Genomic DNA, 13,500 nt, shown 5'->3' with positions numbered 1-13,500 from the left:
GAGGTGCAACACCTAAACCAGTACATGCCCCAGCCGTAACTGTAGTTGAACTTGTTACGAATGGATAGCTTCCAAAATCAATATCCAACAGAGAACCCTGGGCACCTTCAGCCAGAATAGAGGACCCTTCCTGAAGTTCATGATTAATCAAATACTCGCTCTCAACCAGTTTAAATTGCTTCAAAAACTTTATTGCATCCATAAAATGAGCTTCGAGCTCAGTCCAATCAAAACTCAATTCAAAATTTTTAAGGATACCAAAATGGATGTTTGTAAGCTGCTCAAATTTATTTTTGAAATTATCCGAAAGAATATCGCCAACACGTAAGCCCTGACGACCAATTTTATCCTGATAGGTTGGCCCAATGCCCTTTAAGGTTGAACCAATTTTACTTTCACCTTTTGATGCCTCATATGCTTGATCGAGCAGTCGGTGAGTGGGTATAATTAAAGATGCCTTTTTTGAAATGTACAGGTTTTCAAAAACGTTCAGGTTAAACTTTTTAAGGGCCTCTACTTCGCGTTTGAAAATCACGGGGTCTAATACAACGCCATTCCCGATAATGTTTTTGGTCTTCTCCCTAAAAATGCCTGAAGGTATTTGATGAAGTACATGTTTGATGCCATCGAACTCTAGTGTATGGCCGGCATTGGGCCCGCCCTGAAAGCGTGCCACCACATCATACTTTGGTGCCAATACATCAACAATCTTGCCCTTACCTTCGTCTCCCCATTGAAGACCTAATAATACATCAACCTTTGCCATACTTAGATGTCCATGAAAAACTATAAATCTATAACCTCATCTTCTGATTTAACAACCTGAAAGATGGCATTCAATTTTGTGATTACAAGCAGTTTCTTTACACCTTCGGAAGGGTTAAGAAGGTAAACTTCACCCCCTTTGTTTCGAAACTTTGTGAGTACCGTAATGAGCACCCCTATGCCACTACTGTTTATATACCGTAGGTCAGAAATATCGATAATACATTTTTTAACACCTTGCTGCAAGGCATTGGTGGCAACCTGAAGAACATTTGTACCCTCATTTTCACCAATAAGATCGCCCGAAAGGCGAAGGATTAACGTGTTGCTTTTTACTTCACTGGTATACTTCATGACTTATCCATTAAATGGTTTACCCCTTTTATTCTCACAATCAGGCTTGGTGCATGATGCGTAAAGGATAAGGGAATGGTGCATCACATTAAAATGAAGGATTTCTTCAACCGTTTTCTGAATGTTTTGAATGCGCGGGTCACAGAACTCTATTACCTTATGGCAATCGGTGCAGATTAAATGATCGTGTTGTTTGTAGCCATAGGATTTTTCATACTGCGCCAGGTTTTTTCCAAACTGGTGTTTGCTTACCAAATCACATTCAACCAGAAGATCAAGCGTATTGTATACGGTTGCCCGACTGACGTGATAATTGTTATTTTTCATGCTGATGTAGAGCGACTCCACATCAAAATGCCCGTTACGCGAATAGATTTCCTCTAAAATAGCATACCGTTCCGGTGTTTTTCGAAGCGCCCTGTTTTCGAGGTATGCAGAAAAAATCTTTTTTACCTCTTCGTATGTATTTATGGCTGCAGACATTGTTAAAATCAGAAGCAAAGATAAGAACCTGCATACCGCTTACAAACCCGTATTGGTTACCTGAAATAACTATTCAACCAACTTGGAATCGAAACGGCTCACTTTTACCACACCCTCTACTTTTTCCAGTTTATGGATCAATTGTTCAAGGTGGCGGGTGTCGTGGACATAAAGCATTATCTCCCCTTCAAATATGCCGGAATCTGTATAGAAAGACATGGAACTCATGTTTACTTTCAGTTCTTCTGAGATAATTCTGGAAACATCGTTAATGAGGCCCACGCGGTCCGTTCCTTTAATCTTAAGCCCTGTTAAAAAAGCTACTTCATGCTGTGAAGTCCATTTGGCTTTTACCACACGGTTGCCATGATTAGCCAATAACTCGGCTGCATTCGGGCAGGTTGTACGGTGAATTTTTATACCCTCGCTTACGGTAACAAAGCCAAAAACGTCATCGCCCGGTATGGGTGTGCAACATTTGGCCAGTTTGTAATCCACAATGTCCATGTCTTCGCCTATGAGCAGGATATCTTCGTAACGGCCCTTGGTTTTTGTGATTTCCTGCTCAATGGTTTGGGCATCGGCTACCCTAACATTTGGTTTGTTTTTTAAAGGGGATTTGGGTTTGAAGTCCTTAAATCGTTTTATATCCGAAGCCGGTATAATTCCCTTCCCAATCCTGTAGAACAAATCGAAATGCGATGGTGTGTTGAAAAATTCGCGTAGCTGCTCAAATACGATTTGGGTCGGTTCAACCTTCATCTGCTTAAGCTTGCGCATGACGATCTCTTTGCCGTCTTCGGCTACCTTCTTTTTATCTTCTTTAAGAACATCCTTAATCCGGCTCTTAGCTTTTGAGGTAATGGCAAACCTTAGCCAGTCTTCATGGGGTTTTTGCTTCTGCGATGTAAGTATTTCAATTTGGTCGCCATTTTTCAATACGTAATTGATCGGGACCAATTTATTATTGACTTTGGCACCAATACATTTTGACCCAACCTGGGTGTGTATTTCGAAGGCAAAGTCTAAAGCGGTGGCGCCATACGGCAAAGTTTTTAGTTCACCTTTGGGTGTAAAAACAAATACTTCATCACTGAAGAGATTTCCACGAAAATCATTTACAAAATCAAGGGCCGAGTGATCATTTTGCGCAAGGGAATCGCGGACTTTCACCAACCACTTTTCAAGGTTAGACTCGTGTGCAGAAGCCGTTTCTTTATATTTCCAATGGGCAGCATAGCCCTTTTCGGCTATTTCATCCATGCGCTGGGTACGTATCTGCACTTCAACCCACTGTCCATTTTTAGCCATTACGGTGGTGTGAAGCGATTCATACCCATTGGCTTTGGGGGTACTTATCCAATCGCGCAGCCTATCGGGATTAGGGGTATAAAAATCTGTTACTATAGAGTACACTTGCCAACATACGGCTTTCTCGTTCTCTAACGGAACATCAATTATTATCCGTATGGCAAACAGATCATACACTTCTTCAAACGGGATGTTTTGTTTGCGCATTTTATTCCAAATGGAATAAATGGATTTAGGCCTGCCTTTTATTTCATACTTGATTTTATGCCTGTCCAATTCCTCTTTAATCGGTTGCATAAAATTTTTGATAAACTTATTCCGGGAAGCCCGTGTGTCGTCAATGTTTTGGGCGATTGATTCGTACACCGGCCGGTCGGTAAAGCGCAGGTATAAATCCTCTAACTCACTTTTTATAGCATTAAGCCCTAACCGGTGCGCCAATGGGGCATAGAGGTAAATGGTTTCAGAGGCAATTTTTAATTGCTTGTTGCGCGGCATGCTGTCCAGCGTGCGCATGTTGTGCAGCCGGTCCGCCAGTTTGATGAGAATAACCCTTACATCATCGGCAAGGGTGAACAACATTTTCCGGAAATTCTCGGCCTGTTGGGAGGTGCCAAATTCAAATACGCCCGATACTTTGGTGAGCCCATCGATTATCTGGGCCACTTTTTTGCCGAACATCCGCTCAATGTCCTTTAATTCGATGTCGGTATCCTCTACTACATCATGAAGCAAAGCTGCAATAATGGAGGTTGTACCCAAGCCAATTTCTTCTACGCAAATTTGGGCCACGGCCAGGGGGTGGAAAATGTAGGGTTCGCCTGACTTCCTGCGCATGTCCTTATGCGCTTCAACTGAAATGGTGAAGGCTTTCTTAATCCGGCCGGCATCGCCCTCCTTAAGCACGGGCTTAGCTTTTCTTAGCAGTTTCCTGTATCGACCAATGATTTCCTTCTTCTCCTGCTCTACATCAATTACCATTATTCGTTTGCCGCTTAAATGAGTGAAATAAGAACCTTTAATTTAACACAAAATCAGACTTCCCAATTTCCGAATAATCTATAAATTTGCGCTCCTTTTACGCACACGGGTAAAGCCCGTACAAAAAACAAGGAAATTACCAAAAATGCGGATGTGGCGTAATTGGTAGCCGCGCCAGACTTAGGATCTGGTGCCGCAAGGCGTGGGGGTTCGAGTCCCTCCATCCGCACAAACAAGAACCCTTAATGCCTCAACGGTGTTGAGGGTTCTTGATTTATTACAGCGACATCAAAATTTATTGCTTTGGAAATCACATTAGACAAAAAAAACACAACCGAAGGCATTATTAAGGTTAAATTACAACAGGCCGATTATAAGCCCACCGTTGACGAAAAAGTAAAAGACTATGCCCGAAAAGCTAGCATAAAGGGTTTCCGGCCTGGGAAAGTACCGACAGGTGTAATAAACCGCATGTTTGGAAAATCGATTCTTGTTGAAGAAATAAACCAATTGCTTTCGCAAAAATTAAATGAATACATCCGCGAAAATAAGCTTCGCATTATCGGTGATCCACTGCCTGTGGCAGATGCTGAACGGGCTATTGACTGGGAGAACCAAAAAGATTTTGAGTTTGACTACCAGATCGGTATGGTTGAAGATTTCACCTACGAATTATCACAAAAGGTAAAAATCAAATCTTACCCGATTGAAGTTGATGAAAAGGTGATTGCAGAAACAGTTACCGACCTTAAAAAACGATTTGGTAAAGTAAACTATCCGGAAACCAGCGAAGCCGGTGACAATCTTATTGGGGAATTGAGCAATGAAGACGGATCTTTTAAGAAAGAAGCTGTTTTCATTCAAACCGATAAAGTTTCCAAAAAGGAACAAAAGAAATTTATTGGTTTGATAAAGGAGGATGTAGTAAGCCTGGATATCGAAAAATTATTTGATGACCATACCGATCTTGCTCAAGTGCTTGACACTACCCTTGAGGAAGCCAAAGCAACAAAAGGAAAGTACACCTTAAAACTTTCCTCCATTAGCCGTACCGAGCCCGCTGACGTAAACCAGGAATTGTTTGACCGCGTGTTTGGTAAAGATGCAGTTAAAAGCGAAGAAGAGTTTACCCAAAAAATAAAAGAAACCATTCAGGGCAACTATCAACGCGAAACTGATCATTTTCTCGAACACTTTATTGAAGATCATTTTATAAGCAACACCAAGATAAATTTACCGGAAGGTTTTTTGAGAACCTGGTTAAAAGCCACCAGCAAAGGACAGGTAACTGACGAGGTTCTGGGCCAGGAGTTTGATGCCTACATACGCAGCCTGAGGTGGGATTTGATCAAAAATAAAATTGCCGAAGACAACAACATTAAGGTAGAAGCAGAAGAAGTAAAAGCCAGGGCTAAGGAAATGATTATTGCCCAGTTTGGCGGGCCGGCAATTGCCAGCCAGTTGGCCGATCGGTTGGATACCATTGCCGACAACTACCTTTCAAACGAAAACGGACAAAATTTTATGAAGCTTTATAACCAACTCCGCAACGAACGGATTATGAAGCACATAAAGGAAAACATTAGTATAAACGAGAAAAAAGTAAGTGTTGAAGAATTTAAAAAAATTGTTGAAGAACACCGTCACTAAACTAAAATACACCCCTTTTTACGACTATGGTTTTGGTGCACCCAAAACCATTTTTGTTTAAAATGGGTTTACCCCAAAGAATTCCGATGCTTTTAGTAAAGCTATTCAGCTAAAAACCATAATTTGACACGTATAAACAGAACTTTTATATCCTATGGACAATACCAATGAATTCAGAAAATACGCTGTGCACCACCTGGGCATGAGCGGGAACACTATCGACAACTATGCCCAAAAAATCGAAAACATGACGCAATACGTTATCGAAGAGCGTCCCGGAAATTTCAGGGCCATTGATGTATTTACCCGGCTAATCTCCGACCGGATTATATTCCTGGGCATGGGCGTAGATGACCAAATCGCCAACTTGCTTATTGCTCAATTACTTTTCCTCGAATCGGCCGATCCGAAGAAAGATATTATTATGTACATCAACAGCCCGGGAGGATCGGTTTATGCCGGCCTGGGTATTTACGATACCATGCAATACATTAACCCGGATGTTGCCACGATCTGTACGGGGTTGGCAGCTTCCATGTCGGCTGTATTGCTGGCAGCCGGGGCAAACAAAAAGCGATCGGCACTGCCCCACAGCCGAATAATGATCCACCAGCCATCATCGGGCATGCAGGGAACCTCCAAAGACATGGAGATTTCACTGCGCCAAACCGTTGAGGTAAGGGCTGATTTGTATAAAATTTTGGCTAAGCACACAGGAAAAACCTTTGAGGAAATAGACCGGGATAGCGACCGTGACTACTGGATGCGGGCTACCGAAGCCAAAGAATACGGAATGATTGACGAGGTTTTAGAGCGCAAGAAATAATTTGAAGATTAGCCAATAAGTCAATAAGTCAATGGGTTATGAAATATTTGGTACCTTTGTATTTCATTGGCTCATTGGCTAATTGAACTATTGAATAATTAATTATGGCTGAAGTAACCTGTTCATTTTGCGGCAGAAACAAAAAGGATGTTGACCTGATGATTTCAGGCATACACGCCCATATTTGCGATAAGTGCGTTACTCAGGCCAGCCAGATTTTACAGGAAGAAAAGAAGAGTAAAACCGAGGCAGGTGTTACGCCAAGTTTCAAGCTTGTAAAGCCTCAGGAAATAAAGAAGTTCCTGGATGAGTATGTTATCGGGCAGGATGAAGCAAAAAAAGTGATGTCTGTAGCGGTGTACAATCACTACAAGCGATTGATGCAGCGCAAGATGGATTCAGACATTACCATTGAAAAATCGAATATTATTATGGTGGGTGAAACCGGCACAGGAAAAACCTACCTGGCCCGTACACTCGCTAAACTTTTACAAGTTCCCTTTTGTATTGCCGATGCCACTGTACTTACAGAAGCCGGTTATGTGGGCGAAGATGTAGAAAGTATTTTAACCCGTTTATTACAAGCAGCTGATTACAATGTTGAAGCAGCCGAACGTGGAATTGTTTATATAGACGAGATTGACAAAATCGCCCGTAAGTCAGACAATCCCTCCATTACGCGCGATGTAAGTGGCGAGGGTGTTCAGCAGGCCTTATTAAAACTATTGGAAGGCACTTCAGTTAATGTTCCGCCACAGGGAGGCCGCAAACATCCTGATCAAAAGATGATCAGCGTGAATACTGAAAATATCCTCTTTATTTGCGGTGGTGCATTTGAAGGCATATCCCGATTTATCGCCAACCGTTTAAACACCAGGCCCCTCGGCTTTGCATCTTCTTCAGGCCTGCACCCATCTGATATTGACAAAGACAATTTAATCCAGTTTGTTTCGGCACAAGACTTAAAAAGTTTTGGCTTGATCCCGGAACTTATTGGCCGACTGCCGGTACTTTCTTTCCTTAACCCGCTTGATCATGCCGCGCTTAGAAAAATTTTAACAGAGCCTAAAAATGCGTTGGTAAAACAATACAAAAAGCTCTTTGAAATGGAGAATATCGAGCTAGAGTTTAAGGATGGTGCCATTGATTTTATTGTAGAAAAAGCTGTTGAATTTAAACTTGGCGCACGCGGTTTGCGCAGCATTTGCGAAGCTGTTATCAACGATGCCATGTTTGAGCTCCCCTCTGAAAAAACCATTGATAAACTGGTAATTACCCGCGCTTACGCTGAAGAAAAATTCAGTCGCTCACAATACAGTAAGCTGAAAGTAGCGTAATCGATTTGATGATTAATCGATTTGATGATTTGAAGATTGAAGGTAGTGTAACATAAGGTCTGCCGTATTTTCAGATGCTGATCCTGTATCCAAGATATTTCTAATCTCATTATACCCGTGCAATATTTTCTCGCGGTACTGGTCATCCTTTAAGATCAGGTTAAGTTCTGTAGAGACATCCTTATTATTGGCTTTTTGCTGGATCATTTCCTTTACTACTTCCCTACCAGCAATAAGATTAACAAGCGATATATAAGGGACCCGAATTAAGTTCTTTGCTATCAGGTAACTTATGGAACTCGTACGATAAACTACCACTTGGGGCACTTTGAACAAAGCGGTTTCCAATGTGGCAGTGCCCGAGGTAACAATTGCAGCCTGCGCATAGGTGAGCAAATCATAGGTAGCGCCTGTAACAAAACTTACATTCGGTACAGCTCTTAAAACACTATAAAATTCCTGAGGTAAATTATCTACAGCAGCCACCACAAATTGAAACGTTTGATTTTTCTTTGCCACTTCGGCCATTAACGGGATAATACGCTTTAATTCCTGTTTTCTGCTGCCTGGTAGAAGCGCGACCAAAGGCTTATCGCTCAGTATTTTGTTCCGGGTTAAAAATTCCCGAGCAGCCTGATGCATTTTTACCGCATCCAGTACAGGGTTTCCTACATAATCCACTGTCCAATCAAACTTCTTAAAAAAATCCTTCTCGAACGGAAGAATAACAAACATGCGATCAACATTTGCTTTTAATTTAATTGCCCGATTTTGATTCCACGCCCAAACTTTTGGCGCGATGTACCAAAAAACTTTTATCCCATTTTGTTTTGCAAATTTCGCAATACGCAGGTTAAACCCGGCATAGTCAATAAGGACCACCACATCAGGTTTAAAAGCAAGGATGTCTTGCTTGCAGAACTTAATCATCCTGGATATAGTGGAGAGATTAGCCAAGACTTCAACAAAACCCATAAAGGCCATTTCGTTGTAATGAACGGGCACTTCCATGCCGGCTTCCTTCATATAGTCGCCACCGAAACCACGACAGAGCAAGCCTGCATGTCTTTTCTTCAATACATGGATTAGGTTGCCTCCATGCAGGTCACCCGACCTTTCACCGGCAACAAAATAAAACTTCAAAGGGGTTGAATCATTCACGCGGGAAGATAGTCCTATTCCCCGAAGTACTCAATATAGTTTCTTGGGGTTTCGTACAGGCGAACACAATATAATTTACCATGGGTAGTAATAGCGGGCAGGTTCCGCTCCAGGATTTTCCATATCTCCACGATCAGGTTTTCGCAACTGGCCATTTTACCCTGCATAAAGTCAACGTCAAGGTTGATGTTTTTATGGTCCAGTTTATCGATCACCTCAGTTCGGATGAGCGTACTCAACCGTTTCAAATCCACCACAAATCCAGTCTCGGGATCAGGAGTGCCCTTTACAGTAACAATTAAATCAAAGTTGTGACCATGCCAGTTATCGTTGGCGCAGGGGCCAAATACCGCAACATTCTTCTCCTTTGTCCAGGCAGGGTTATACAGCTTGTGTGCTGCGTTGAAGTGTTCTTTGCGGGAGATGTAGAGCAATGGAGATCGTTTACAAAGAATTATAGAAAGAAAACAACTTTAAGAGGTCTGCCTCATTATTTAATTTTATTCCTTGTTTGCGGATAAAATCATCAATCAACTTATCGTTTCCTCTTTTTAGTGAGTGTAAACTTTTCCTAGATTTTATCCGAATTAAGTCTTTATCAATATTATAGTAAAACAATTCTTTTTTCAGGATCCTTGTGTCCTTACTACCAACATTCAATGCGGGGTTAAAATCAGGTTTCAATATTTCAAGCCTTAGCTTTTTATATAAATTAACTTTTCCCTCCAAAATTACCTCAATAAAGCCTGTTAAAGGCACGCCATCTTCGAGGTAGTTTCGGCAATTTGTTAAAAACCTTGGGGTGGCTTTAAGTGAGTCAATCCAAACTACATTGCTCACTTTACTGCCTGGAAGAACCCGAACTTCGTTATTCTGCAACCTGAATTCGAATTCATCTTTGTAAAGATCATATCTTGTAAAATAACCTTCAATCAATTCTTCTCCTTTGATTAGCATTAATGAAGATTTGCCCCAATGCTTATCCCAATAAGTATCGCCTAAAACTTCTGAGGTCTCCGAAACAGAAACGCCCATCAAGGCTACCCCTGACTGAGGTGCATTTCCAATCGCCGCCATACGCTGTTGAAAATTATTTATACGTGTTATCTTCAACAAATTATCGTCTTGCGCCAAAACGCTTGTACCCGAAAGTAAAAGTATTTTTAATAGTAGATATCTCATACTTCAAAATTAAAGTATCTGGGTAGTTAAATCAAACTTACATTTCACGCCAAAAAATTGGCTTTAAAGCCCCCCCAAAAAAAAACGGGCTGCCTTTCGACAGCCCGCTTTTACAAGGAAAAACATCAGAAAGATTAAAGTTTAGTTAAGGTTAGGTAAACACGAGTGTACCAATTACAATAACCATTCCTTCTACCATACTCATCAACATCATCATCAACTGAAATTGAGAACACATCTCCTGGTGTCAACCCATCGCGATCGAACCGATAATAACCCCGGTTAGGAAATACCCTTTTAGGTACACCTTTTGGCATTTCCAAATCACCACTAAATGTTCCTGGCGCACCCGGAAGCGTTGGATTGAACTGAGCGGCAGTCATAATGTAGAACTGGCGATCTGGTGTACAATTAGTTGTTGTGTTGATCAACGGCACCATAATTGAACCAATGTTATTATTAGTAGTACCTGCAGGGAATCCTAAACCCGGTATTGTTGGAGGGGCTGGATTACTTATTGCATTCATGGTTGCCAAAGCAGCAGTACCAGCTGCACCAGTAAGACCTCCTCCAGTCTGGCCAAAAGATTGACGCTCAAAATTAATAACTACAGTAACATCCTGTCCGCGATACTTGCAAGTAAACTGGCGCATTGTTGAAAGGCCATTTGGCACTTTCTGTAATGTGACAGTCTGAGTTGAGTCTGTGCTTGAAGTAGCGAACACAAACGGCCTCATCCAAGGTTGCGGAAAGCTCTTCAGGATTTGAAGGTTATTAGCATTAGTAGCAAAATCAGGAGCCCAACGTGCTACTTGAGCCATTCGGTAAGTTCCTGTATAAGCATCATCATTTGCTGTATCAGTCATGCGTTGTACAAACATAGTATAGAGCATTGGGCTGCTATAGAAAATACCACCAGTAAGGTTTGGTGTAATATTAGCCTCGTTCGCATTGCCAAGTTTTGGGGCTGCGGCTACCTGAGGGTTATTCACAGTGAAAGCTCTACCCTTATTGTCATAAATTTTCACTCGGAAAACCACCCGATCGCCTAAACCCAAAGTACCCGGGAATGGTAAGGCAGGACAGATATCGGGAAAAATACCGGAACAAGTGTTGCCATCCGGATCAGTAGTCAGGGTGTTCAATGCATCCAAGGTTTCTTGTGCTGTAATCTTGATCGGTGCTGAACGTAAGTACTTACTTCCTGTGGGTTCTGGAACGTTGGCAAACCCCATTTCAGAGAAATTAAGGGATTTTACGAGCACTTCATTGGTAATTAAACCTCCAGCGGAACGGTATGTAGCATACCATTCTACGCGCGTGAGATCAGCACCAAAATTACGATCTACAGATTCATAAACAGCTTCAAAACCACTACGATCCAACGCATCAAGATCCCAAACAAATGAGGAAATCTTGATAACTCGAAGATAGGATCCTGTTTCGCGGTTGTCATACGGCAGAGGATACAAATCCTCATTCGGCTCACAAGCCAATAACACCCCAAAGAGGGTTAAAACAGCTAACGCTTTATATCGATTAATTTTCATGTCTATTCCTTTAAGGGGTTAGAAGTTAAGGTTTGTTGTGTTGTTATCCCAAAACACCTTAGATGTCAAATCTGCCTTTTGCTGAACAGAGTTATTTAGGTTAGCAAAATTAGCAGGATACCAGAATGATCTGGGGAAAGCACCAGGTGTTGCATTAATAACAGGTTGCATACCGGTAGGCTTACCAGTTCTTCTGTACAAATTATAGGATTCATAGCCATTACCGAACAAAGCAATCCAATACTCGCGAGCAATGTAATTCATGGCCTCATCGTTATTTACAAGAATCCGGTCATCATACGCTGCCAATGCAGCTGATACATAATTATTTACATCTGCATCATAATTGGTTGCCGAGTAAAAACCATTGATTGTGGTTGCTTCGTTGGGTGAGGCGGCTACGGCCGAAGTACCTAAGGTACCTGCAACAGACCAGGTACGCACATCAGCAAACGAGTTCCTGATACCGTTTTCATAGTGTACCCTTGCATTTGTAGTACCTGTACCCAAATACAAAGCAGCCTCAGCCAACATGAACTGAACAAATGAGCGCATCATAATTGGTTGCATACCTGCACCACGCATACCTTGGGTTTGGGCTACTGCCTGACCATGGTTGTTGTCAAAGCGTCCTCCAACAGGGTAAGGTCCATAGGTAGTGCGCAGAAGTCCATCTGGAGGAATACCTTGTGGGTCAACATGATCCCTTCCCCAATATCCAATATTAGTAGGCGTACAGAAAGTCCGACCCCATGCCGCACTAGCAGCATTTCTAGAAGGGTGGGAAGGATCCTCTCCCATTGGGGGTATTCCAGCCAACGCATTAGGTGTAATTACTGTGCCGGAAGATGAAGGATAATGGTCAGGACGGCTTTCACCAAGGCAGCGCAACTCGTTTGTACTGGTAGAGTTAGAGGTTACTTGCCTATTGAAATAAAAGCGCATGCGCGGGTCCCCTGGCGCAACACCAGCAGTAGTCGTGTTGTTAGCGTTATAGCTGTGGAACATATGCCACATAAACCAGTTGGATTGGTAGTCACCACCTCCACCCGGATATTGAGCGATGAAACGAGGGTGACGGGCGGCAGGATCTGATAAACTAGTACCATACCTCCAGATAAAGTTCTGGTCTGCCGTGGTTATAAACCCACCTGTACCGGCAGGAAGTGGAGCCTCGTTGATCAAAGCATTTATAGCCGTGGTCGAAGCTGCGGGCTGTGTTAATCGAAGGTTTAAGTGAATTTTTAGCTTTAAAGTATTGGCTAACCTTACCCACTTATTGTAGTCATTGGAATAGAATTGATCCTGAATTGCTGGAGCAACTGGATTTAAATATCCAGGGACCAAAGCGGTTGTAGGGGCTGTCCTTAAATCCTCTTTGGCTTTATCTAAAATATTTAAAGCTAATGTATAAAGGTCAACTCCTTCATCTGCCTTGGGATTAAAGTTGGATGCACCACCAAACGCTTCTGAAAAAGGAACATTACCGAAATAATCCACTAAAAGCACTATGGTATAGGCTTGAATGACACGAGCCATTCCGGCATGTCGTGCAAATCCATTGGCATCGGCAATTTTTAACAAAGCATCAATATCCATCAATATATCTGCATAAGCAGTAGACCAAAGGCCATTAAAACCTTCCGGTGTGGTAGCGTTCAGGTACAACTGACCACCACCATTTAGTTGCCGGGTCATTTGGGCACCTGAGCCATTTGCACCGTTAAAAAGTGCCGGTAATGATCGCTGTATTGAGTTTAATAACAGCGATGGAAGCGCCTGTTCAATCTGTACAGCATTAGGGTCTTCCCTAAGATCAAGCGTACAGCTACTTGCGAGTATTATAGTTAAGGCCAATAAAGCCGTCTTAATTTTTTTTGTCATGGTTAAATCGTTTATC

12 protein-coding genes and 1 tRNA gene (1 of these 13 cut by a window edge) are annotated in these 13,500 nt (G+C 42.2%); 4 read left to right on the top strand and 9 right to left on the bottom strand.

The features are described from left to right. From KIT51_04515 to KIT51_04500, 4 genes are all read right to left on the bottom strand, one after another. A protein-coding gene (locus KIT51_04515) for an adenylosuccinate synthase (protein UYN87532.1) crosses the window boundary here: on the bottom strand, positions 1-766 show its 5' portion. 518 nt of this gene lie to the left of the window's left edge; 766 of the gene's 1,284 nt are visible here — the first part of the coding sequence; its start codon is at positions 764-766; the stop codon falls past the left edge of the window. 20 nt (positions 767-786) lie between these two features. Continuing rightward, positions 787-1,119, bottom strand: coding sequence for an STAS domain-containing protein (locus KIT51_04510; protein ID UYN87531.1), 333 nt, complete (start codon positions 1,117-1,119; stop codon positions 787-789). Positions 1,120-1,122: 3 nt separating this feature from the next. After that, entirely contained in the window at positions 1,123-1,602 is a 480-nt protein-coding gene (locus KIT51_04505) for a transcriptional repressor (protein ID UYN87530.1), read from the bottom strand. A 69-nt stretch (positions 1,603-1,671) separates the two neighbouring features. Beyond that, on the bottom strand, positions 1,672-3,897 hold the full coding sequence (locus KIT51_04500) for a bifunctional (p)ppGpp synthetase/guanosine-3',5'-bis(diphosphate) 3'-pyrophosphohydrolase (GenBank protein ID UYN88498.1): 2,226 nt from the start codon (positions 3,895-3,897) through the stop codon (positions 1,672-1,674). 144 nt (positions 3,898-4,041) lie between these two features. Here KIT51_04500 and KIT51_04495 point away from each other — a divergent pair. The 4 genes from KIT51_04495 (at position 4,042) to clpX (ending at position 7,707) form a co-directional block, all read left to right on the top strand. After that, positions 4,042-4,123 (top strand) — tRNA-Leu (locus KIT51_04495). Between the two features lie 74 nt (positions 4,124-4,197). Further along, positions 4,198-5,544, top strand: coding sequence for a trigger factor (locus KIT51_04490; protein UYN87529.1), 1,347 nt, complete (start codon positions 4,198-4,200; stop codon positions 5,542-5,544). A gap of 154 nt (positions 5,545-5,698) precedes the next feature. Then, a complete protein-coding gene (locus tag KIT51_04485) occupies positions 5,699-6,370 on the top strand; it encodes an ATP-dependent Clp protease proteolytic subunit (GenBank protein UYN87528.1) in 672 nt (223 codons plus the stop codon). Between the two features lie 104 nt (positions 6,371-6,474). Continuing rightward, positions 6,475-7,707 carry an ATP-dependent Clp protease ATP-binding subunit ClpX gene (gene clpX / locus KIT51_04480; GenBank protein ID UYN87527.1) on the top strand — a complete coding sequence of 411 codons (1,233 nt, stop codon included), beginning with the start codon at positions 6,475-6,477 and terminating at the stop codon, positions 7,705-7,707. A 12-nt stretch (positions 7,708-7,719) separates the two neighbouring features. Here clpX and lpxB read toward each other — a convergent pair whose 3' ends face one another. The 5 genes from lpxB to KIT51_04455 all read right to left on the bottom strand — a co-directional run bounded on the left by lpxB (position 7,720) and on the right by KIT51_04455 (position 13,484). Next, positions 7,720-8,850 carry a lipid-A-disaccharide synthase gene (gene lpxB / locus KIT51_04475; protein ID UYN87526.1) on the bottom strand — a complete coding sequence of 377 codons (1,131 nt, stop codon included), beginning with the start codon at positions 8,848-8,850 and terminating at the stop codon, positions 7,720-7,722. A gap of 32 nt (positions 8,851-8,882) precedes the next feature. After that, positions 8,883-9,302: a 6-carboxytetrahydropterin synthase gene (locus KIT51_04470; protein UYN87525.1), complete on the bottom strand. Its 420-nt coding sequence runs from the start codon at positions 9,300-9,302 to the stop codon at positions 8,883-8,885. Between the two features lie 10 nt (positions 9,303-9,312). Continuing rightward, positions 9,313-10,050, bottom strand: coding sequence for a hypothetical protein (locus tag KIT51_04465; protein ID UYN87524.1), 738 nt, complete (start codon positions 10,048-10,050; stop codon positions 9,313-9,315). Between the two features lie 134 nt (positions 10,051-10,184). Beyond that, on the bottom strand, positions 10,185-11,600 hold the full coding sequence (locus tag KIT51_04460; GenBank protein ID UYN87523.1) for a hypothetical protein: 1,416 nt from the start codon (positions 11,598-11,600) through the stop codon (positions 10,185-10,187). A gap of 18 nt (positions 11,601-11,618) precedes the next feature. Continuing rightward, entirely contained in the window at positions 11,619-13,484 is a 1,866-nt protein-coding gene (locus KIT51_04455; GenBank protein ID UYN87522.1) for a SusD/RagB family nutrient-binding outer membrane lipoprotein, read from the bottom strand. Positions 13,485-13,500: the final 16 nt, after the last annotated feature.

The sequence above is a fragment of the Cyclobacteriaceae bacterium genome, from assembly GCA_025808415.1.
GTDB lineage: Bacteria > Bacteroidota > Bacteroidia > Cytophagales > Cyclobacteriaceae > UBA2336.
The sequence above is the reverse complement of the archived record's forward strand: the minus strand, read 5'-3'. Positions and strand labels throughout refer to the sequence as shown.